This is a genomic window from Streptomyces sp. Act143, assembly GCF_003143935.1.
GTDB lineage: Bacteria > Actinomycetota > Actinomycetes > Streptomycetales > Streptomycetaceae > Streptomyces.
This window is the reverse complement of sequence record NZ_QFRX01000001.1, coordinates 8,011,442-8,032,332: the sequence shown is the minus strand read 5'-3', so window position 1 is coordinate 8,032,332 and position 20,891 is coordinate 8,011,442. Positions and strand designations below refer to the sequence as shown.

Genomic DNA, 20,891 nt, shown 5'->3' with positions numbered 1-20,891 from the left:
GCGAGGCGGAGCAGTCGCCGCTGCCGGTCGTCGTGGTGAGCCGGCTGGTGGACGCTCCGCAGTGCATCGCCTCCTGGTTCCAGTGAGCGTTCATCACATTTATCGCGTTCATCGATCAGCACTACGGACAAGAAGTTCAGGCCGACGCCGGACCCATGGGGTCACGACAGCAGGAAGTCCGCCTCCCCCGCCTTCGCGCCCTCGATGAACGCCGTCATCTCGGCCGTGGTGTAGATCAGCGCCGGACCGTCCGGGTCGGTGGACTGACGGACGGCGATCCTGCCGTCGGCGAGCTTCATCGCCTCCAGGCAGTTGCCGCCGTTGCCGCCGCTCCACGGCTTGTGCCAGCCCTCACTGCCCAACTCCCGCGCGGGCATGCCGTTGTAGACCGGTATGCGCGGCTTGATGCGATCCATTCACAGCTCCTTGCGGAGATCCCGGAGGATCTCCTTCGTGCGATGTGCCGTAGCGGCCTGCGCCGCCGTGCGGTCCATGACCTCGAGATGGGTCGCCACCTCGGCGCGCGCGTCCAGGTAGACGGCGCCGGTCAGGTACTCGCTGTAAACCATGTCCGGAAGCTCCGGCACGGCGAATCGGAACAGCACGAAGGGCCCGTACGTGCCGGGGTGCGGCCCGTTGGCGAACGGGGCGACCTGCAACGTCACGTTGGGCAGCTTCGTGGCCTCGAGCAGCTTGTCGATCTGGGCACGCATCACCTCCGGGCCGCCGACCGGGCGGCGCAGCGCAGTCTCGTCGATGACCGCCCAGAAACGGGGGGCATCGGGACGGGTGAGCAGTTCCTGGCGTTGTACTCGCAGGGCGACGTGACGCTCGATGTCCTCGGGCCGGGTCTGGCCGATGGCTCCGGACTTCAGCACACCGCGGGCGTAGTCCTCGGTCTGGAGCAGCCCGGGCACGAAGTGGGGATCGTAGGACCGGATGAGGCTGGCGGCACCTTCGAGGCTGACGTACATCGAGAACCAGCCGGGCAGGATGTCGTGGTACCGCTGCCACCAGCCGGGTTTGTTGGCCTCCTCGGCCAGCTGCACGAAGGCGTCGGCCTCCTCGTCGGAGACGCCGTAGGACTTCAGGAGCAGCTGGAGGTACGGGATCTTGAGGCCGACCTCGGCCATCTCCATGCGGCGGACGGTGGCCGGGGCGACGCGGAGCACCTTGGCGGCCTCCTCGCGCTTGAGACCGGCGCGTTCGCGCAGGTCCAGCAGGCGCCGGCCGAGGACGACCTGGCCGACCGTCGGCGCGGACCGCGGCTCGCTCACCCTCCACCTCCTGGACGTTCCCGGGGCCCGTGGGCCCTCCCTGGGGTCCGTGGACCCGTAAAAACCTGTGCAAAAGAATCCTGGCAGCCGGACGGCGCCATTCGAAGACCTATTCGAAGACCTGGTCGGATCTCCGGTGATCTCAACTGGCGCCGCTCGACATGCTGTTGCGAGCAGTGTGCCACGGCCGTCCAGACCGTCACACAGCACTCTGCAATTTTCAGAGTGACACTTGCCAAGTGTTCACGGCGGGGCGATAGTGGCAAGCGTGATTCCGTCCGCGCCCTTAGGAACAGACGCCGCCGCAGGTCCCCACAGCCTCGGTGCCGCATCGGGAGTCGGCCGCCCCTCGGGGCCCGCTGCCGAGCGCCGGTTCCGGTTCGAGCTGGCCGCGCATCCGGGTTCCGCCGCGCAGGCCAGACGGCTGACGCGGGCCCGGCTGAACGGCTGGGCGGTCTGCGAGGACACCTGCGACACGGCGGCCCTGGTGGTCTCCGAGCTCGTCACCAACGCGATCGTGCACACGGCGAGCAGCCACATAGTCTGCGAGCTGCACGACGGCGACGACCTGGTGCGCATAGCCGTGCGTGACGAGGGCTGCGCCCCGGGCGAGCCGCACCCGTGCGCACCGCGCGGCGAGGAGGAGCACGGGAGGGGATTGCTTCTCGTCGACGCCCTGTGTGACTCGTGGGGCACCCTTGAGCACGGCCCCGGCCTCCTGGTCTGGGCGGAACTGTCCCGCGAGGGCGCCGCCCCGGGCGAGGACCTGGACCACGCCCCGGACCGGACCGACTGCGCCCCGCGCAACGACCTCGGCTGGGGAGCCCGCCCCAAGCCCGGCCCGGCCGGCGGCTCCGGCGGCGAGGACGACGAGGCGGACGCGCGACACGACGCTCCCCTCGACACCGACGCGCGACACGACGCTCCCGTCGGCGCCCACCCGCACCATCACGCCCCCCTCGACACCGACGCGCGACACGACACTCCCGTCGACGCCGACACGCACCACCACGCTCCCGTCAACGCCGACGCCGACGCGCACCACCAGGCGATATCCGGGGGCGGTGACGCGATTGCCGGGCACAGCGACGCCACCCCCGCGCACGGCCACGGAATACCCCGGCCCGACGCGGCCAGAGCCCGGCACGACGGAACCCCCCGCGCCGACGGCACGGAGACCCGGCACGACGGGGCTCCCCGGCACCACGGTGCGGAGCCCTGGCCCGCCGGGCACGAGTCCTGGCATCTCGGCAGGCCCCGCCGCGACGGCGGCGAAGCCCTGCACTACGGGGCGCCCTGGCACGACGGCACGGAAGTCCGGTACGACGGGGCGGAAGCCCGCCACCACGGCACATCCCGGCACCACGGAACGGCGCCGCACCACGGGACGGGGGGCCCATGGCTCTGAGGGCTGCGACCGGTGGCCAGGCAATGACGCTGGACACGCTGGTCCGCCTCCGGCGGGGACTGCACACACCGGTCGCCCCCCGACGGCTCCCCGTGCCCGACGGCATGACGGCCCCGCTGGGCTGCGACGCGGTGGCGGTGCCCGCCCGGTTCGGCCCGCTGGTGATGCCCCGGCTGCCCCGCGTCGGTTGCGTCTACGCCGATGAGGCGCACTGGTGGTGGATCGTTCCGTCGGACTCCGACTACGCCCTGGAGTGGCCCGCACCCGCGCGCTACGCCGCCGGGGCGATCGTCCCCGACGCCCCAGCCGTCCCCGGTCTGATCCACAAGCCGGACGGCACCGTCCCCTACACCCCGCCGATCCCCCTGTACCTGGCCCTGTGCCGGCTGACGGGAACGACACCCGCCTGGTCACGGCCGGTCAGCGCCTGAACCTGCGACACGGACCGGTGCCCAGCCGCGCCCTGCGCCTGCGACACGGCCCGACGCCCCCGTCGTCTCGCCTGAGCATCCGGCACGGCCCGACGCCCCGTCCCGCCTGAGCCTCCGGCACGGCACGGCACGCCCCGGCGCCGGGCGCCCCGCTCACCGTAAAAGGGGGCACCCGGAAAAAGGGCACCCGGCGTCCACCAGGGCGCACGCCCGCGCGTAACCGTGCCCGGTCTCCGCGCTCTCCCCCCGCACGCCCCCTCCCGCGATAGTGGCCGTCCGTCCACGATCGGGGGAGGTCGACGGTGGGGAAGAAGCACGGCACCGGTGCGCCGGAGGTGTCGGAGTCGGAGCGGCTGCTCTTCGGTGGGCCGTTGCGCTACGACACGGGCTGGAACAGCCACTCCGACGCCCGGCTCCAGCTGACGTTCCGGGAGATGGTGCGGCAGCTCCCCGCGCTGCTCTCGCTCAGTTTCCGGCTCGCCTGGCAGGCCGACCGGCGGGCCGCGAAGGTCGTGCTCGGGGCCGAGGCGGGCCGGGGCGCGGCGCAGGCGGTGAGTCTGCTGGCCGTGAACAGTGTGCTGGGGCGGCTGATCGGCGGTGGGCCGATCGAGGACCGGTTACGGGGTGCCGTCCCCGCCCTCGTCGCGATGAGCTCGGTCATGCTCGTGGCCGCGCTGCTGCGGGCCGCGTCGACGTACGCCACCGGGCGCCTCGAACCGAAGGTGGAGCGGGTGGCGACCGAGCGGTATCTGGAGCGGGCCGCGGCCGTGGAGCTGGCCGCGATCGAGGACCACGCCTTCCACAAGCTGCTGGACACCGCCCAGTACGGCGCCTCGTCCGCGCGCCGCATGATCGCCTATGCCACCCGGGTCATGAATGCGGCGATCTCCCTGATCGCCGCGGCCGGTGTCCTGACCGTGCTCCACCCGGCGCTGCTGCCGCTGCTGGTGACCATGACCCTGCCCAGCGCCTGGAGCGCCCTGACCATCGCCCGGCGCCGGTACGAGTCCTTCCACACCTGGGTGCAGCACGCCCGCGCCGGCCATCTGCTCAGCGAACTGCTCACCGAACCGACCGCGGCACCGGAGATCCGGGTGCACGGCGTCGCGCCCTTCCTGCTGCGCCACTACCGGGCCATGTCGGAGGTCGCGGAGGCGGAGCAGGCCCGGCTGGCGCGGCTCGCGGCCCGGACCGGGCTGTTCGCGGCGTTCTGGACGGGGCTCGCGACCGTGGCGACGTACGCGACGCTCGGCGGGCTGCTGCTCGCCGGGGCGATGGCGCTGTCGGTGGCGGGGACGGCCGTGATCGCGATCCGCTCGGGTTCGGCGAGTCTCGACAGCCTGGTCCTGGAGGTGAACCAGCTCCACCAGGAGGCCCTCTTCGTCGGGGACCTCCAGCGGCTGTACGTCGAGGCGGAGCAGCGGGCGATACCGGTCGGCGGGCGGGAACTGCCCGAGGACCCGCGGGAGATCCGCTTCGAGAACGTCAGCTTCAGCTACCCGGGCGAGTCCACGCGCCCGGCCCTGGACGACGTGACGCTCACCCTCCCGCTCGGCCGGATCGTGGCGCTGGTCGGCGAGAACGGTTCGGGCAAGACGACCATGGTGAAGCTGCTGGCCGGGCTCTACAAGCCGGACCGGGGCCGCATCCTGTGGGACGGCGTGGACACGGCGGACGCGGACCGGCGGCTGCTCGCCGAGCGGATCGCGATGGTGGCGCAGGACTTCAAACGCTGGCCGTTCACGGCCCGGGTCAATGTGGCGGTCGGCCGGTCGGCGGCGCCGCTGACCGAGGAGCGGATGGCCGACTCGATTGCCGAGGCCGGCGCCCAGGACGTGGTGGCGGATCTGCCGCGCGGCCTGGACACCCTGCTGGCCCGCCACTTCAGCGGCGGGCACGAGCTCTCGGGCGGGCAGTGGCAGCGCCTCGGCATCGCGCGGGCGGCCTATCGGCGCGGTCGCATCCTGATCGTGGACGAGCCGACGGCGGCCCTGGACGCGCGGGCCGAGCTGGAGGTCTTCGAGAAGATCCGCGCGCTGGCGGGCAGCGGGCAGACGGTGGTCCTGATCACCCACCGGCTGGCGTCCGTGCGCCACGCGGACCTGGTGCATGTGCTGGAGCAGGGCCGGCTCGTCGAGTCGGGCACCCCGGAGGAGCTGCTGGCGACCGGCGGCGTCTACGCCGAGTTGTACTCGCTCCAGGCGGACCAGTTCACGGCACCGAAGGCGAGCTGATCGCCGGGTCCGCGGGGACGACGACCAGGAACGCGTCCGTCGCGAGGTCCATGACGACCTCGGCGGGCGTGCCCTCCATCCGTCGCGCGTGCGCGAACTCCTCCGCGGGCCAGGAGCCCCGCGGGCCACCGGCGGGAAAGCGCTCGAGCACCGTTCGCCCGTTCACCATCTCGCACCTCCGATAAGCGTCGTTCTTGTAAGGAGTTAACGCTGTGGAGGGGGCGAACGGCTCGCTGAGTTGCGGGACTGAGACGTACTCGACACGGCTTCGGCGCGCAGCGTGAAAATGCGGTTACCGAACGGTCACTTCCGTAACCGTCCGCGTCATTCGCGACACTCTCCGCGTCATTCCTCGTACTCGTCGTGATACCGGACGCGCTCGCTCCCCGCGGGCGCCCCCAGCGCCGACGCGCGCCCCTCGGGCTGCTCCCACTCCTCCTGCCGGCCCAGCGCGGTGAGGTCCAGCAGGCTGGTGGTCGAGCCGAGCCCGTCCAGGCCTCGCTCGTACGTCGAGTAGGTGTGGAAGACGCGGTCCCGCTCCCGCAGGAAGCAGCTGACGCCGGGCCGCTCGACGAGTTCGCCCTCGTGCACCAGGGTCGCCTCGAAGTCGGCGTTGAAGTCGCTGCCGTACGACGAGTACCAGGGCACGGTCCATCCCATCCGCGCCTTGAAGGGCAGGATCTTCGTGTACGGCGCCCGGGACACGGCGGCGAACGTCGTCCCCCGCGCCTTCAGATGCGCCAGATGCCCGATCTGGTCCAGGAACGCCGAGCAGCTGCGGCAGCCCGCGTCCCACTCGGGGGCGAACATGAAGTGGTAGACGACGAGTTGGGACCGCCCCTCGAAGAGGTCGAGCAGCGTCGCCTTCCCGTCGCCGCCCTCGAAGACGTACTCCGTCCCGATCTCCACCATGGGCAGCCGCCGCCGCTCTGCGTTGAGCGCGTCCCGCGCCCGGGTGGCCGCCTTCTCCTTGACCAGCAGTTCTCCGCGTGCCGCGCGCCACTGCGCACGCGAGACAATCTCCGGAAGCGACATGGCCCCTCCTGTGCAACGGTCCGTTCTGAGGTGGTGACCGTCGGGAAGGGCGGAACTCATCGCCGCGCCGGAGAATTTCTTCCGGACGGTCCTCAGGTGTCGTACTCCTGGATGCGCCTGCCGTGCCCGCGGTCCAGGAGGGCCGGCAGCCGAGCCCCCAACTCCCGCACGACGCCGGGCACATCGATGGTCAGCAGCTCGCGGTCGCGCATCAGCACGCGTCCGTCGACGATCGTCGTGCGGACGTCGGAGGAGCGGGCGCTGTGCACCAGGGTGGCGGCGAGGTCGTGGACGGGCTGGGTGTGCGGGCCGGTGAGGTCGACGAGGACGATGTCGGCGCGGCGGCCGGGCGCGAGGGTGCCGAGGGTGTCGCCGAGTCCGATCGCGCGGGCGCTCTGGAGGGTGGCGTGGTGCAGAGCCTGACGGGATGTCATCCAGCGGGGGTCCCCGGTCGTGGACTTCTGGACGAGCGCGGTGAGCGCCATCGACTCCCACACGTCGAGGGAGTTGTTGGAGGCGGCGCCGTCCGTGGCGAGGCCCACGGGGATGCCGAGGTCGTGCAGGGCGCGGACGGGTGTGGTGGTGGGCCAGGCGAACTTGAGGTAGCCGCGGGGCGCGGTGGCCACGGAGACCCGGCCGGAGGCGGCGCCGAGGACGGGCAGGTCGCGGTCGAGGATGCCGGTGCCGTGGGCGATGAGGACGTCGGTGTCGAGGACACCGGTGCGGGCGAGGACCTCGATGGGGGTGACGCCGTGGCGCCGGAGGCTGGTCTCGGCCTGGTCGCGGTTCTCGGCGGCGTGGAGGTGGACGGGGGAGGCCGTGGGCGCGGGCGAGGTCGGCGGTGGCGGCGAGGTCGGCGTCGTCAACGGTGTAGGGCGCGTGCGGGGCGAGGGCGGTGGTGACGCGGCCGGCGGCCCGGCCACGGTTGCGGAGCGCGAACTCCACTGACCTTTCCCGCCCTTGGGGCCCCTGGGAGGAGAAGTACGCCTCCCCGAGATGCGCCCGGATGCCGCACTCCTCGACCACCGCGGCGACGGCGTCCATGGCGAAGTAGTGGTCGGCGAAGCAGGTGACGCCCCCGCGGATCAGCTCCGCGCAGGCGAGCCGGGCCCCCACCTCCACGTCCTTCGCGGTGAGGTTGGACTCGACGGGCCAGACGACGTCGTTGAACCACTCCTCGGTCGGCAGGTCCTCGGCGACACCGCGCAGCGCGACCATGGGCGCGTGGGTGTGGCAGTTGACGAGCCCGGGCATGGCCACCTGGCCACGGGCGTCGATGTGCTCGGCGGCGGACGGAGGTTCGGTCGCGGTCGCCGTGAGGGACTCGATGACGCCGTCCCGTACGACGATCGTGGCGTTCTCCTCGAATCCGACGCGCTCCTGATCGTCGTGCACGAGGGCGGTGCAACCGGTGATGACGAGGTCGGCGGGAGAGTCGGTCATCCCGCCAACGTAGGGCGTCGTCGTCGGGTCGGGTGAGCCGAACCGCGCATCCTGTCCCGGCTCTGTCGCGGCGCCGCCCGGACGAGCACGCTGGCCTCACCACTCGGCAGCGTGCGGAAGGGGGACCGGCATGCTCATCGGCACCTGGAACCTGGAGAACCTGTATCGCCCCGGCGGCCCGTTCGGCCCCGAGGACAAGGCCGCGTACGAGACGAAGCTGGCCGCCCTCGCCGCGGTGATCACGGCGCTCGACCCGACACTGCTGGGCGTGCAGGAGGTCGGTGAGCCGGAGGCGCTGCGGGACCTGACCGGCATGCTGGACGGCACCTGGCACATCGCCCTGTCCCGGCACCCGGACAGCCGCGGCATCCGGGTCGGCTTCCTCAGCCGCGTCCCGTTCGAGGTGCTGTCCGACACGAACGCGTTCCCGGCGCGGCTGCGTCCGGTGCAGGCGGACGACGAGGGCGGGACGACCGGGCAGACGGGCCGCGGCTTCCTGGCGGTGGAGGCGGCGACGCCCGACGGCCCGCTGCGGGCGGCGGTCTGCCATCTGAAGTCGAAGCTGTTGGCCTACCCGGACGGCCGGTTCCTGCCGCGCGACGAGGGAGAACGGGCCCGCTGCGCGGCGTACGCGCTGTACCGGCGGGCGGCGGAGGCGACGGCGCTGCGCGCCCTGGCCGATGCGCTGCTGGCGGGGGACGGACGGGAGCGGGACGTCGTGGTGCTGGGGGATCTGAACGACGAGGTGCAGGCGGCGACCACGCAGATCCTGCTCGGCCCACAGGGTTCCGAGATCGGCACACCAGGCTTCGACAAGCCGGACCAGGGTGACGGGGAACGGCTCTGGAACACCGCTCCCATGATTCCCGCCGACCAGCGCTACTCCCGCCTCAACTCCGGGCGTCGCGAGCTGATCGACCACATCCTGGTGAGCCATCGCCTGGTCTTCCGCCTGGCGGCGGCGGGGACGGGCCTGCCGGGCGAGGCGGCTCCCCGACTGCCGTCGGTGGGCCCGGACCCGAGGGAGCGGCGAGGGGCGCCGGGGTCGGATCACGCCCCGGTGTGGGTGCGGACCGGCTAGCCGGCGAGGGACAACTCGGGCAGTCGCAGGCCAACTTGAACGCGGCTGCGCGCCAACTCCGCGAGCAGCTCGGAGAGCCGTGTGGTGTGGTGCGGTTCGAGCCGTCCGCAGTCGTCGAGGTGGACGGCACACGCGGTGGTCGTGTCGACGAGCCGTTCCAGCGTGCCGACCACCCCTTCCGCGCCCTCCGAGTGCCGGGCGAGCGGGGGGAGTTCGGCGGCGGCGAGGGCGAGGGCGGTACGGGCCTCGGCCAGCGTCCGGTAGGCCTCGCGGCGCAGGGTCCAACGGGTGGCACGGTCGTCCGGGTCGCTCAGCACATGGGTGAGATACGCCTGCGCGGCGGCGCCGGCCGTGCCGAGCCGGGCCCGCACACCGCCGCCGCGCTGCCCGGGCATCGGCAGGTGGCCCACCAGGAGGACGATCGCGCAGGCCAGCAACGTCTCACCGATCCGGCCGGCCGAGGCCTGCGGTTCGCCGCCGACCATCACCAGGGCGAGCACGAGGACGGTGACCACGGCGGTCTGGGCGGCGAAGTGCCGGGTGGCGACCGGGATGAGCGCCCCGCTCACCGCGACCAGCGCGATGAGCCCCTCGGGCCGGGGCAGCACGGCGGCGAACGCGGCGAACACGAGCGCGCCGAGGACGGTCCCCGCGGCCCGGCACAGCACGCGGGAGGCGAGGGGCCCCAGATCCGGCTTGACGAGGAAGACGGCGGTCGCGGGCAGCCAGTACCAGTGTTCGTGCTGCCCGTACCAGTGGGCGTGGTGCAGGCCCTGGGCGATGGCGGCGCTGGCGCCGAAGCAGAGGGCGACCCGCAGCCCGTACTCCCGTCCGCCGCTGCCGAACGCGGCCCGCAGCAGATCCCCCGCCGAGCGCGGACGGGTGTGCAGATCGCCGCCCTTGCCCCGGTCGAAGGCCTCGGCAGCGTGCAGCAGGGCGTCGTCGAGCGCGCGCAGGGCGGGCGCCGACCGGCTGGGCGCGGGCAGCGGCCCGGTGTGCGTGTTCTCCCGTACGGCGACGGCGAGCCGCCGGGGCCCGGCTGAGGCCCGCCCCGCCCGGCCCGTGAGGGCTTCGCCCGCCCAGGCGAGCGCGGTGGCGGCCTCGGCGAGCGGGAGGGCTGCCGCGTACTGCGCGTGCAGGCGCCGCTCGGTGGCGGAGCTGGCGTAGCGCCGCAGCCGGGGCCCGGCGAGGGCGTCCTGCGCGTGGTCGAGGGCGGCGGTGAGGGCGGCGCGCCGGGCGGTGGCGTGCTCGGCGCCGACGGCGTCGAGCAGGTCGGCGACGGCGTCGTACACCCGCGCGACCGCCTCCCGCTCTCCGTCGAACCGGAAGTCACCGGTGAGGGAGCCGGGCGTGGGCAGGGCCAGGCGCAGCGCGAGGAGCCATCCGGCGCCCGCGAGGTAGCCGGCCGCCCGCTGCCAACCGGCCTCCGGCAACGGCATCCCGGCCCCGATGGCGGAGGCGACGAGCAGCTGCGTACCGGCCCCCGAGGCGACGGGCCCGATGGCGCTCACGCCCCCGGCGACCAGCCCGAGCCCGGTGAGCAGCAGGGTGAGCGGCAGCGCGGAGACGTCCTGTCCGGCGTACGTCCCGACGAGCATCCCCAGCGCCCCGGCCACCGCCGGCACCCCGATCCGCTGGACGGAGGCCCGCCGGCTGCCGGGCCGGTCGTTGATCCCGGCGAGCATCGCGGCGATGGCGGCGACGACACCGAGGGAGGTGCGGTCGGCGAGCACGGCGGCGAGCAGCAGCGGCCCGGCGGAGAGGGCACCGCGCACGACGGCGTTCCAGGGAACCGGGCCGCGCTGGGTACGGAGGGTGTGGGCGAGCCAGGGCGGGAGAGCGAACGAACGTGGCACGAGGCTCCTGTCGTCTGGTCGAGGGCGGGGGTGTGCCTTCGGGCGACGGTGGCCGGGCGGTAGGTGTCCACGGTAGATCGCGTAGGGGGAGGAAATGGGGCGGTCGTATTTCGGGGGTGTGACGGTTGGCGGGGAGGCCGGTTTCTTTATGAACGCAACTGTCCGCGGGCTCCGCAAAACGGGAGCGGGCCCGAGGGCGTAGCCTGCCCCCGGGCCCTGAGTGATGCCGTCCATTTCGCACGCCGGCACGCTTGAGGACCCAGATCAGTCATCATGTCGTCGCGTCCTGCCTTTGGACCACCGCACATCGAGCTGTGCGGACTGGACTTGAACCAGCATCTCGACGCCCTGGGTCTGGGCCCGGTCGATCCGGCGATCGACGGCGAATACTGAATCTGGAGCGAGAGTCTGAGATTGACCGCGGCCGGTTCTGGGACCTGACACCGCTTCATCACGACAAGCTTCAGTTTCAGCTTGCGCTCCTCGCGCACCCCGGTCACAAATCACAAGGACCAGGGGGTCTGTGGGTGTTACCCGAAGAGGTAACCGAACACGGCGTCCCCGACCCGCTGGTCGACGACCTCCGCGCCATTGGCCTCTTCCCTGGCGAACTTCACGGCGTTCTGCAACTTCTCGACGCGGTCCAGGAGTTCGTTGACGCGCCGGGCGGGAAGAGCACCGGAGAACTTCACGGTGGTCCAGTACCCGATGGGGATGTCCTCGTAATAGACCTCGACCTGGGCTGGATGCTTCTCGGTGGCCTCGGCCTTCACATGATTACGGGGAACCTTCTTCGTACGAAGGGTCCGCACCGGCTCGGTCTTCCACGAGTCGGTCGACGGGTCCTGCACCCACGCCTCGGAGGCGTCGAGCACGGGCAGCTTCCGCACAAAGGTGTTGAGATCGACGAGCTGCTTCTCGAGGAACAGCAGATAGGAGACGGGAACGCCGGCGACCAGCACCCGCCCGTCCACGGTCACGTCCGCACGGGCCTCGCAATTGGCCCAGTCCTTGGTGGCGGTCACATCGAACAGCCGGGTAAGCGTGGCCGCGGTCTCCCGCAGCACGTCCTCGGCCTTGACCTGCACCCGCGTCGACTCGGGTGGCAGCTGCTCGCCCTCCTCGTCCTTCGGCTGATACGTACGCGAAATGCCGGCCAGCAACGCGGGCTTCTGCAGCCCGTGGTGAGCGGCCGTCAGGTCCTGGTGCGCCTTGGACTTGACGCCTTTCTCGACTGCGATGATCTGGTTGAGTTTTGCCACGTGAGGGACGTTAGCAGCGACAAGGGCCCCTTTTCGAAGGATTATTCGGGACCTTGTGGCATCGCGCCGTCAGCTGTGCGAGCGAGCGGTGAGATAAGGATCGCGGCGCAGAACTTCCCGGCTGCCGAGCAGAGTTCCGGCGGCCAGCCCAAGACCGGGGAGCAAGAGTGCCGCAATCGCCATCTCCAGACCGGGCAACGCATCCGGAACGGTGATGGGCAGACCGAGAACATCACTGAGCGGCCCGGCGAGCACGACGGACACCCCGGTACCGACAACCGCCCCGATCGTCCCCGCCACTCCCCCGGACAACGCGGCCTCACCGAGCAGAATCCGCCGCAGCTCAGCGCGCCCGGACCCGAGAATCCGCAGAATCGCGAGCTGCCCGATCCGCACCCGCGCACTGTCCGCGGCCCGGACGGCACCGAGCCAGACGGCGCCCAGTGCCAGGACGAGCACACCGCCACGCATCGCGAGATCGGCGGCCCCGAAGAGTCCGGGCAGATGCCGGACCCGGTCGGACACTGCGGAGGCGGAAAAGCCGCCGCTCTGCAAGGACTTGACGATCCCGGCAACCTGCCTCTGATGCCCGACCACGACGACGGCGGATTGAGCACCCTCCTTGCCCCGGAACGCCTCCACGGTCTGCCCGGCGCGCGCCGCGGCGAGCAGGGCGGCGGTGTCCTCGGAGAGATACGCGACACCGGGTCCGTCGGCCTGCCAACTCGGGGCGTAGAGGGCGACGATGTGCAGCTTGACGACGGCGGTCGTACCGGCCCCGGCCCCAGTCGCTCTCGTGTACCCGAAGGCGACGGTACGACCGAGAAGCGGGGCGAAGTCGGTTCCTTGGGCGGAGGCAGGCAACACGACCTGGTCCCGGCCGAGTCGGGCCGGCACGGCACCCCTCGTGACGGGCAGGTCGTCGGCCGGGGTGAGGGTGTGGCTGGTGAGGTCGTACGTTCCTTCGTCCTCGGCGTACAGGGTGGCAGAGTAGTCGGCGACGACGTGACGGACGCCGGGCGTCTGCTCTGCATCTCGTAGAGCGGAGTCGGTGAGCGGCCGAACCGAGTCGTCCCCCTCGAACGACGACAACTCGACCTGGGTGAGCCCACCCGACCCGAGCACGTCCCGCTCCACGGCCCCGGCGGCGCCGGCGGCGACTCCTGCGGCGGTGGTGAGCAGGGCGGCCATGACGGCGAGGGTGGGCAGCGCGCGACGCAGCGAACGCCCGTCCCGCTTCCAGGTGTAGAGACTCCAACGGCTCATGTCAGATTCTCCTTGCGAGCGTTGTCGGTGCGAGCGTTCTCCATGGAGGCGGGAGACAGCACTCCCTCGTCGAGCGCGTACCGCCGATCGCAGGTCGTGGCGACGCCGCGATCGTGGGTGACGAGCAGTACGGCGGCGCCCTGCGCGGCGCACGAACGCAGGGAGCCCATCACGAGGTCGGCGTTCTTCGGGTCGAGTCCCGAGGTCGGCTCGTCGGCCAGGACCAGCACGGGTTGCTTCACAGCGGCCCGAGCAACGGCGACGCGCTGCCGCTGCCCACCGGAGAGTTCGGAGACGGGGCGGTCGGCCAGCTCCGCCATTCCGAGGTCCCCGAGCAGATCCCGAGCCGCACCACGATGCCGCCCGAGCCGCGGCCCGAAAGCGGCGGCGACGTTCTCCCACGCGTTGAGGAAGGTCAGGAGCCCGAGGTCCTGAAGAACGATCCCGATCTCACATCGCCGCAACCGATCCCGCTCGCTCGGCGTCAGAGAGCCGGTGTCCGTCCCGCCGACGGACAGGGAGCCCGCGGCCGGCGTGAGGATGAGCCCGAGGAGGGCGAGGAGGGTGCTCTTGCCTGAGCCGGAGGGGCCCTCCACGGCGGCCGTCGCGCCCGCCTCCAGCACGAGGTCGGCGCGGGCCAGTCCGCCGCCGGTCGGGTAGGTGAAGGCCAGGCCTTCGGCCATGACCGCGGGTGGGGAGGCTGTGTTCATGTCGCGGAGTTCCTTGGGGTGTGGGATCAGGCGAGGAGGTAATACGCGGCTCTCGTGGCGTCCGCGGAAGCAGTGCCGCCTGGTGAATCGGCATACAGGTCGGGGTACTTGGTGTCGCGGTAGGGCTCCATCAGTCCGGGCAGGTCGTCCCAGAAGGTCTGCGGGATGCTCTGGTCGGAAGCGAGGGCCGCCTGGACCGCGTCCGAAGCGCTGAGGAGATCACCATCCCCCAGGCTCCGACGGGCCTGAGCAACAAGATCAGCCTTCTCGGTGAGCCGTTCCGCCTCGGTCGCACAACCGGCGTCTGCGAGAGCCACCACGATGCGCAGCGAGCGTGCGGACAACACGGACTCGTCACCTCGCGGTAGCTCGATGGACGCATGGCGGCACGGCAGACCGAACTCCGCCCGAGCCACCGTGGCGGCGTACCAGCGACGCTGGTTCTCCCGCGTCAATCGGCGAGGTACCGGGAGCCTGGCAATCTCCTTGGCTCCTTTCTCCGCTTGTGGGCCACATGCCAGGGACAGCCGGTGGCATGTCATGGCGAGCAGCAGGCGGTCGGACGGTTCGAGGGCGCGGCCGGAGCCCAGCTGTTTCAGCTGCTGCGTCAACCAGTCCGGCACACGCCCCTGTTGCGCACCAGCGGTCAGGGCGCGGGCGGCGTTGTACGTGGCAGTGAGGGTGCCGAGCTGAGCTGGAGACTTGGCGACGAGACCGTCCGTTCGGATGTGCCCTTTCGGCGCGGGAAGTGACGATGCGTCATTGCTGACGCCGATCGTGAGTGCGCGCCGGGCCAGCCACCGGGTCTGGGGATCGGGGTTGTGCAGCGCGGGCTTCAGGCACTTACGGGTCTGCGGCGTCGACTGCTGCCGCAGCAACGCCAGAGCGGCTCGCTGGATGGGGTCGAGAGCGGTGCACTCGGCCTTCAGCAGCCCGTCAGCGTCCCGCAAAGCCCGTGCCGGACGAACGTGCACGCCCACCGTCCGCAGCGCCTCCACCGCGTAGAGCACCGGAACGGGTTGCCCGACGCGAGCCGTGTCCGCGGCAAGGCGGTCCACGGCTGCGCGGGGCGCATCACCGTCGTGGCCAGTGCAGCTCAGCGTGTCCAGGAATGCGGCCCGCGTAGCAAGCGAGGTCAGGGCATCGTCTTCAGGGTCCGGTGAGCGGAGATAGGCGAGCGCCTCCTTCTCTGCGTCCTTGCGGAGCCCGGCTCGTTCCAAGATCGTCACCGCGTCGCCCGTCGTGGAGCCGGCCAGCGACAGACAGACGTAGTACGCCCGCCAGGCGGGGGTGTCCAGGATGTCGGTGCGCGCGAGTTTCGTGAGAGCACCTGAACGGACCTCAGGCATCGGCTTGCCGGTACGTTCGCCCGCGCGCACTTCGGCCTCCAGACGGCCGTACGCCGTCGGGTACAGCGCAGGGTCCCGTCCGACGTCGGCCCGGGTGGCGCGGACAAGATCATTGGCTCCGCGGAGGGCGTCGAGGTGCTCAGCCAGTTCAGCACCAGGCCGGGTGGGCCGGTTCACCGGCCCGCCACCGCACATGGAGACCCCCAGGACAGCCGCGGCACACGCCACCGCCACGGCGGCGATCATCCGGCCGCGGCGTCCTGTGCGGCCCGGAAGAAGGCTGTTCTTCACGCGTTCGCGGGTCAGTCGTTGGCACACGCCGAGGCGAACGCCTTCACACCGGCTTTGAAGGCGCCGCCGTCGGAGCAGGTGGTAATGCTCGTGTTGAGCGAGCCGCCGGGATCGGCGATCCCGCTGATGTCGGCGATCCAGGAGTTCTTGTTCGTCCAGCTGACCTGCCGGGTGTTCTCACTCACCATCGTGCCGCTCGGACTGAGCGAAAGGGTGGCCTGCCAGCCGTTGGCCTTCACCGTCGCCACGTTGGTGATCTTGCTGACCTTGTACTTGTGGCGCCCCTTCATGGCCTTGGTCGACGTCTTGAAGGAACACTTGTCGGCATAGACGTTGCAGTGCCACGCGCTGGCCACCACCTTCGCGCCCGTGCCGGGCAGAGCCGTCGAGCCGGTGTCGGAGATGGCGCCGGTCGGTGCGGCCGTCACTGCCATCAGAGCGCCTACGATCCCCGTGGTCAGCAGGGTCTTCTTCACTTGTCTCTCCCCGTGTTCACGGCGCACTCGCGCCATCCGCATATCCCCTCAAGCGGGGATCGGACTGTACATGCTGGGCAAATATGCGGATGTGGCTGAAAAGAGACGAGTGCATGCACGTCGATGAGCGTCGGGTCCCGCCTGCGACGAGGGCTGGCCTGGCCTGTCTCTATGTGGGCACGGGCCCTTGAGCGTTACGGGAAAACCGATCCAGCCACATGGCAAGAGCTGCTGTTCACACCAAAGCATGATGCTCTCGCTCAAAGCAGAGCCTCAGGTTGCCGCCTTCTCACACAGCGCCTGCACTTGATCAATCGTCTGACTCAACGCGTCCGCGTCTGCCCCCGCAGAGAGCGATGCGACGACGGCGTCCACGGACCTCAGACCTGCCCGCTCCACCAGCCGCTTCTCGTTGGTGACCCACTCTCCGCGTCCCGCCAACACCCCGTGTCCCGCCTGTACGACGGCCGTCGCAATGGCGCCCGCGGTCTCCGTCAGACGGCCCGAGGGGGCATGGTTGGCGCGTGCGTAGGCCAAGGTCGCCCGAGACGTGCCGTGCCAGCGGTCGCGCGCTGCACGGCGCAGCTTCTCCGGATAGGTCGCCGGGCGCGGCAGTTCGCCCCGCAGCACCTCGTTGATCGCCAGCTCCGCCACCACCAGATAGCTCGGAATCCCCGCGAGATGGAACAGCAACGGTTCCACCCGGAACCGCCCCGCCTCCGCCTCCGCCAACTCGTGCTCCACGACGTCGAGATCGCGGTAGTGGACGTCGACGCGTCGCCCGTCGACGGTCAGCCACGCGCCCCCGTTGAAGACGCCTCCGCCCCAGCCGCCCACCTCCGACACCTCGCCCTCCCAGCCGACGGCGCGGAGGTCGGCGGGGTCGAAGGGGCCGCGGTAGTAGACGGCCAGGTCCCAGTCGCTGTCGGGGCCGTGGGTGCCCTGGGCGCGGGAGCCGCCGAGGGCGACCGCCCGGACGGTCGGCAGCGCGGCGAGGCGATCGGCGGTGCTGTCGAGGAAGGCGGCGTCGGAGAGGGCGGGCGTGGGCATGAGGGCAGCGTACGAAGCCGGGTGCCGCACTTCCACGCGATTACGCGCCGCCACCACCCCGAAGCCCGGCGTCGGCCACCCCCTCCATCACACGCCCGCCACCAGCCCAAAGCCCGGCATCGGCCGTCCCCGCCCTCACGCGCCCGCAGCCACCCCGAAGTCCGCCCCCGAGATGTCCCCCAGCCGACCGGCGATAGACCGCAGGGGCCCCTGGAGCGAGGCCAGTTCGGCACGCATCGTGTCCGCCTCCGGCCAGGCCGTCTCGTGGTCGAGCGGGGCGGTGTCCGCCGGGCAGCGGGCCTCGTACGCGGCCAGACGCGGGTGCCAGGCGGCCGTGAAGGGGCGGATGACGTCGTTGATCAGACCGTACGCGAGGCTCTGGACAGTAGGGGCGCCACCGGCCGAACCCCGTTCCAGCCCGATGCTGTACGTGTGCAGCGTCGCGCGCGTGAAGTCGATCAGGGACTTCAGGGACGTCAGCGCCTCGCGCAGACTGCCCGTCCCCGGCGCCAGTTCCTGCACCCCGATCCGGGTGACCAACTCGACCTGGATGTCGAAGGCCGCCATCCGCTCCGACTCGCTCGGCGCTGTCATGGGTGCCTCCCTTCGGCTGCCGGGGAAGGCCAGCGTAACCGGGCCGCGGCGGCCGTAAAGGGTGCGCAGCGCGGCATGGCGCAGGGCCTCGGTGCGGGCGGGGGACGGGTCGTGGTGGTGCCAGGCGTGCAGGGTCATGGGGTGCAGAGCCCAGCCGTCGTCGGCGTCCGGGGTCAGCAGGCTGTGGGCGCGCAGCTCACGGATTCCGTTGGCCGCCCGTCGGCGGGCGACGGCCTGAGGGACGCGGTCGGCGGAGGCCAGGACGCGTTCGGCGTCCTCCGTGGTCAGGGGCAGGGGGTGGAGGGCGACCGCGCAGCGCAGGACGTCGGCGGCGTCCGCCGTGTCCACGTCCCGTACGACCGCCCCCGTCACGTCTTCCGCCGCGAGCGTGTCGAGGAGTGACCGGCCGCGGGCGTGCAGACGGTCGTACAAGGTCCGGGGCCGCTCCCCGGACGAGACCGCCCGGCCCAGCAGGGCGAGGGCGAGCGGATGTCCTCCCACCGCTTCGGCCAGGACCTCGTCCCCTCCGGCCACCACGCGCGCGTGGGGCGCGTCGAGCGGCCCCAGGTCGACGGCGGTGCCGAGGGCGTCGTAGGAACGGGTGCGGAGCGTGAAGAGGGTGCGGCCCAGCGGGTGGGGCGCCGCCATGGCGGCGATGTCGCGCGCGGCGAGGCGGCCCGCGGGGACGGCGTCGACGATCCACAGGAACGGTTTGCCGAGGTCGTCGAAGTAGGAGAAGAGGTCGGCCGTGCCGAGGGCGCGCACGGACGCGTCGTACGACTCCCCGTCCACCCAGCAGACACCGCCCGGGTACGCCGCCTCGAAGCGCAGGGCGTACTCCTGGGCGAGCAGTGTCTTGCCGATGCCGGCCATGCCCCGGAGCTGCACGGCGTGGGCGGCGGCGCGGCCGGTGACGAGCGGGGCGGAGTGGGCGTGCAGGGCGGAGTGGACCTGCCAGAGTTCGGAAAGGCGGCCGAGGAACTCCGGACGCGGCTCGGGGGTACCGAGTCGCCAGCGTCGTAGGCCTGGTTCGGCGATCGTCATGGGGGTGTCGAGGCGGGCCACGTGCGCGTGCACGTCCGCGACGAGGGCGCCGGGGTCGTCGGGCGTGGCGTGGCGGGCGTCCCGGAGTTCGACGGGATGGATGTGGCCGGTGCCCCGCTCCGGATTCACGACCATGACACGACGCCGCGGGTCGCCCTCCCCGAGTCCCGCCAAGTAGGCGGTCGTCAGCTCCCACTGGCAGGCCGCGCGCTCCGGGTAGCCGGTGGAGTAGTAGGCCAACAGGGCCTTGGAACGGGCGAGTTCGCGGCGGATGGTGTCGCTGATGCCGGTGAAGGAGGCGACCCCGGTCTCGTCCGTGAACACCGCCAGCCCGCCGTCGCGCAACGCGCGCACGAGCGGACGGACCCGCTCCACATCACCGCGGCTGTAGCTGAGGAAGACGTCCCACACGGCGACTTACCCTACTGTGGGTACCGGGGAGGTCGATCATGGCAAACAGGCAGCGCAGGCGGCGTCGACCGGGTGGCCCGGCTCAGGTCACGGCCAAGCTGACGATTCCGTTCGTGGGCGAGATCTCGGGCACGTGGGAACCGGCGGACGCGGAGCGCAGCGCGGCCTGGGAGCTGTACCTGGAGCTGGTCACGCGCGTGTCGGTCGAGGAACTCGACCCGGGTGAGGGCTTCCTGCGCGAGGCGCTGTCCTCCCTCTACACCTTCTTCAACACGACCCGCGAGATACTGCGCCGCTACGGCCCGGACGTCGCCCCGCCCCTCGCCCCGGGCCACGTCAGCTTCGGCGTCCTCGCGGTCACGGTCCTCAACCGCGTCCTGCGGCCCCTGCTCGCGGCGTGGCATCCGCGGCTGACGGCGTACGAGTCCCAGCGCCCGGAGGGGTACGACCCGGTGGCGTGGGAACGGGAGTGGGAACACGCGGGCGCGTTGCGCGAACGGATCGGCGAGGTTCGTCAGACCCTGGTCTCGCTGGCGCGAACTCTTCAGGAGGTGGCGGACGTCAGCGACCTGATCGATCTTCCGACGCCACGGTCCTCGGGGGCGGGGTCCCCCCCCCACAGGCCACAGGGGTCCTGACCGTTCCGGGGCGTGAAGTCCATGTCGGGCGCGGGGAGTTCGGCCGTACGGCCTGTCGCGGAGGGGCCGGTTCCGCGTCCGGGAGCGGGGAGACCCCTCTCGCTCAGGCATCCCGGAGATCCCGGTGCCGATGCCGGACCGGCGGATGGTCCAGGTCCTCGGCCCGCCGGGGCAGCGCCTCCGCGGTAGCGGCGGGATCGGCGGCAGCGGCGCGCAGTTCGCGGTGAGCGGCGGCCCGGAAGGCCTGGAGGGCGGCACGGGCGCGGCGCTCATAGGGGCTGCTCGTCCGCTCGTTCAGCGCCCGGGAGTACGTGTACGACGTGAAGCTCCGCACGACACGCCTCGGCACGGGGCGCCGCCCCCCGCGGCGGGCGCGGGCCAACTCCGCGTGCGAGTAGCGGAGTTCAGGCATGGCGTGGCCGGTCCACGGGCCCGGCAGGCCCAGCGCCCAGAAGGCGGGGAGGATGCGGTGCCGGCTGGGGACGTGATGGGCGGTGCGGGACACGCACGAGCCTCCTGAAACGCAGAGCACTTGCGGCTGTGGGCGCCCGTCGCGCGAAGCGCCGTCCGCCGAAGGCTGGCACCGACCGCCTCCTCGCGTCGAGCGGTTATGCGCGGTTGTCCACGGGCAGCCGCCGGCTCGGACGATTGTCAGTGGGACGCGCTTCAATGGGATGCGTCGTCACAGAGTGTGACGGACGGGCCGCGGCCGGGAGGTCGTGGTGTGCCACGGGGGAGGCTGCGATGACGAGTGCGGGTCGTGGGGAGCACGAGGAGGACGGACGGCGGTACGTCTCCTTGGCCGGACTGCGTATGCGGGGTTGGGCCGGGAGCATGGTGCACCGGCTGCTCGGGCCGCCGGACCGACTGAGTGTGAATCCGCGGGTCAGAGCGGCGCCCCCGGTGCGCCTGTATCGCGTCGAGCGAGTCGAGGCGGCGGAGCGGAGTCGGGAGCTGCGGCCGGGTCGGACGGCCCTGCCGGAAAAATTGGATGCGCTGCACAACCGCTCCGTGGATGATCGCCGGGTTGCCCGT

General features: G+C 71.7%; 17 protein-coding genes and 2 pseudogenes. 5 read left to right on the top strand and 14 right to left on the bottom strand.

All coding sequences use genetic code 11. From position 1 onward, the window contains the following. Window positions 1–161: 161 nt before the first annotated feature. The gene (locus tag DI272_RS36665) at window positions 162–416 is read right to left on the bottom strand and encodes a DUF397 domain-containing protein (protein ID WP_109499478.1); all 255 of its coding nucleotides are present in this window, start codon (window positions 414–416) and stop codon (window positions 162–164) included. Beyond that, complete coding sequence (locus tag DI272_RS36660) at window positions 417–1,277, bottom strand: helix-turn-helix transcriptional regulator (RefSeq protein WP_109499477.1); 861 nt, start codon at window positions 1,275–1,277, stop codon at window positions 417–419. A gap of 259 nt (window positions 1,278–1,536) precedes the next feature. Between DI272_RS36660 and DI272_RS36655 the strand changes: the two are divergent. The 3 genes and pseudogenes from DI272_RS36655 to DI272_RS36645 form a co-directional block, all read left to right on the top strand. After that, window positions 1,537–2,193, top strand: a pseudogene (locus tag DI272_RS36655) (ATP-binding protein); the annotation flags it as partial. A 482-nt stretch (window positions 2,194–2,675) separates the two neighbouring features. Then, window positions 2,676–3,116 carry a hypothetical protein gene (locus DI272_RS36650; RefSeq protein ID WP_181387435.1) on the top strand — a complete coding sequence of 147 codons (441 nt, stop codon included), beginning with the start codon at window positions 2,676–2,678 and terminating at the stop codon, window positions 3,114–3,116. Between the two features lie 302 nt (window positions 3,117–3,418). After that, a complete protein-coding gene (locus DI272_RS36645; protein ID WP_109499476.1) occupies window positions 3,419–5,350 on the top strand; it encodes an ABC transporter ATP-binding protein in 1,932 nt (643 codons plus the stop codon). On the opposite strand, the gene DI272_RS36640 is transcribed toward DI272_RS36645, so the two are convergent. The 3 genes and pseudogenes from DI272_RS36640 to DI272_RS36630 form a co-directional block, all read right to left on the bottom strand. Next, the gene (locus DI272_RS36640) at window positions 5,328–5,516 is read right to left on the bottom strand and encodes a hypothetical protein (protein WP_109501237.1); all 189 of its coding nucleotides are present in this window, start codon (window positions 5,514–5,516) and stop codon (window positions 5,328–5,330) included. The genes DI272_RS36645 and DI272_RS36640 overlap by 23 nt on opposite strands. A gap of 179 nt (window positions 5,517–5,695) precedes the next feature. Next, the gene (locus DI272_RS36635; protein ID WP_109499475.1) at window positions 5,696–6,385 is read right to left on the bottom strand and encodes a DUF899 domain-containing protein; all 690 of its coding nucleotides are present in this window, start codon (window positions 6,383–6,385) and stop codon (window positions 5,696–5,698) included. A 92-nt stretch (window positions 6,386–6,477) separates the two neighbouring features. Beyond that, window positions 6,478–7,828, bottom strand: a pseudogene (locus tag DI272_RS36630) (amidohydrolase). A 130-nt stretch (window positions 7,829–7,958) separates the two neighbouring features. Between DI272_RS36630 and DI272_RS36625 the strand changes: the two are divergent. After that, the gene (locus tag DI272_RS36625) at window positions 7,959–8,909 is read left to right on the top strand and encodes an endonuclease/exonuclease/phosphatase family protein (protein WP_109499474.1); all 951 of its coding nucleotides are present in this window, start codon (window positions 7,959–7,961) and stop codon (window positions 8,907–8,909) included. On the opposite strand, the gene DI272_RS36620 is transcribed toward DI272_RS36625, so the two are convergent. The 8 genes from DI272_RS36620 to DI272_RS36580 all read right to left on the bottom strand — a co-directional run bounded on the left by DI272_RS36620 (window position 8,906) and on the right by DI272_RS36580 (window position 19,218). After that, window positions 8,906–10,765 carry an FUSC family protein gene (locus DI272_RS36620; RefSeq protein ID WP_109499473.1) on the bottom strand — a complete coding sequence of 620 codons (1,860 nt, stop codon included), beginning with the start codon at window positions 10,763–10,765 and terminating at the stop codon, window positions 8,906–8,908. The genes DI272_RS36625 and DI272_RS36620 overlap by 4 nt on opposite strands. 530 nt (window positions 10,766–11,295) lie before the next feature. Continuing rightward, on the bottom strand, window positions 11,296–12,027 hold the full coding sequence (locus DI272_RS36610; protein WP_109499472.1) for a hypothetical protein: 732 nt from the start codon (window positions 12,025–12,027) through the stop codon (window positions 11,296–11,298). A 69-nt stretch (window positions 12,028–12,096) separates the two neighbouring features. Then, window positions 12,097–13,293 (bottom strand): FtsX-like permease family protein, encoded by a 1,197-nt coding sequence (locus DI272_RS36605; RefSeq protein WP_109499471.1) that lies wholly within the window; start codon window positions 13,291–13,293, stop codon window positions 12,097–12,099. Beyond that, window positions 13,290–14,003 (bottom strand): ABC transporter ATP-binding protein, encoded by a 714-nt coding sequence (locus DI272_RS36600; RefSeq protein ID WP_109499470.1) that lies wholly within the window; start codon window positions 14,001–14,003, stop codon window positions 13,290–13,292. The genes DI272_RS36605 and DI272_RS36600 overlap by 4 nt, the downstream gene beginning before the upstream one ends. Before the next feature lie 26 nt (window positions 14,004–14,029). Continuing rightward, complete coding sequence (locus DI272_RS36595) at window positions 14,030–15,598, bottom strand: hypothetical protein (RefSeq protein ID WP_109499469.1); 1,569 nt, start codon at window positions 15,596–15,598, stop codon at window positions 14,030–14,032. Between the two features lie 56 nt (window positions 15,599–15,654). After that, the gene (locus DI272_RS36590; RefSeq protein WP_109499468.1) at window positions 15,655–16,119 is read right to left on the bottom strand and encodes a hypothetical protein; all 465 of its coding nucleotides are present in this window, start codon (window positions 16,117–16,119) and stop codon (window positions 15,655–15,657) included. A gap of 273 nt (window positions 16,120–16,392) precedes the next feature. Then, on the bottom strand, window positions 16,393–17,169 hold the full coding sequence (locus DI272_RS36585; RefSeq protein WP_109499467.1) for a nucleotidyltransferase domain-containing protein: 777 nt from the start codon (window positions 17,167–17,169) through the stop codon (window positions 16,393–16,395). A gap of 135 nt (window positions 17,170–17,304) precedes the next feature. Next, window positions 17,305–19,218 carry a toll/interleukin-1 receptor domain-containing protein gene (locus DI272_RS36580; RefSeq protein ID WP_109499466.1) on the bottom strand — a complete coding sequence of 638 codons (1,914 nt, stop codon included), beginning with the start codon at window positions 19,216–19,218 and terminating at the stop codon, window positions 17,305–17,307. A gap of 38 nt (window positions 19,219–19,256) precedes the next feature. Here DI272_RS36580 and DI272_RS36575 point away from each other — a divergent pair, with 38 nt between their 5' ends. Beyond that, window positions 19,257–19,856, top strand: coding sequence for a hypothetical protein (locus tag DI272_RS36575; protein ID WP_109499465.1), 600 nt, complete (start codon window positions 19,257–19,259; stop codon window positions 19,854–19,856). Between the two features lie 103 nt (window positions 19,857–19,959). On the opposite strand, the gene DI272_RS36570 is transcribed toward DI272_RS36575, so the two are convergent. Next, window positions 19,960–20,361, bottom strand: coding sequence for a hypothetical protein (locus DI272_RS36570; RefSeq protein ID WP_109499464.1), 402 nt, complete (start codon window positions 20,359–20,361; stop codon window positions 19,960–19,962). Window positions 20,362–20,891: the final 530 nt, after the last annotated feature.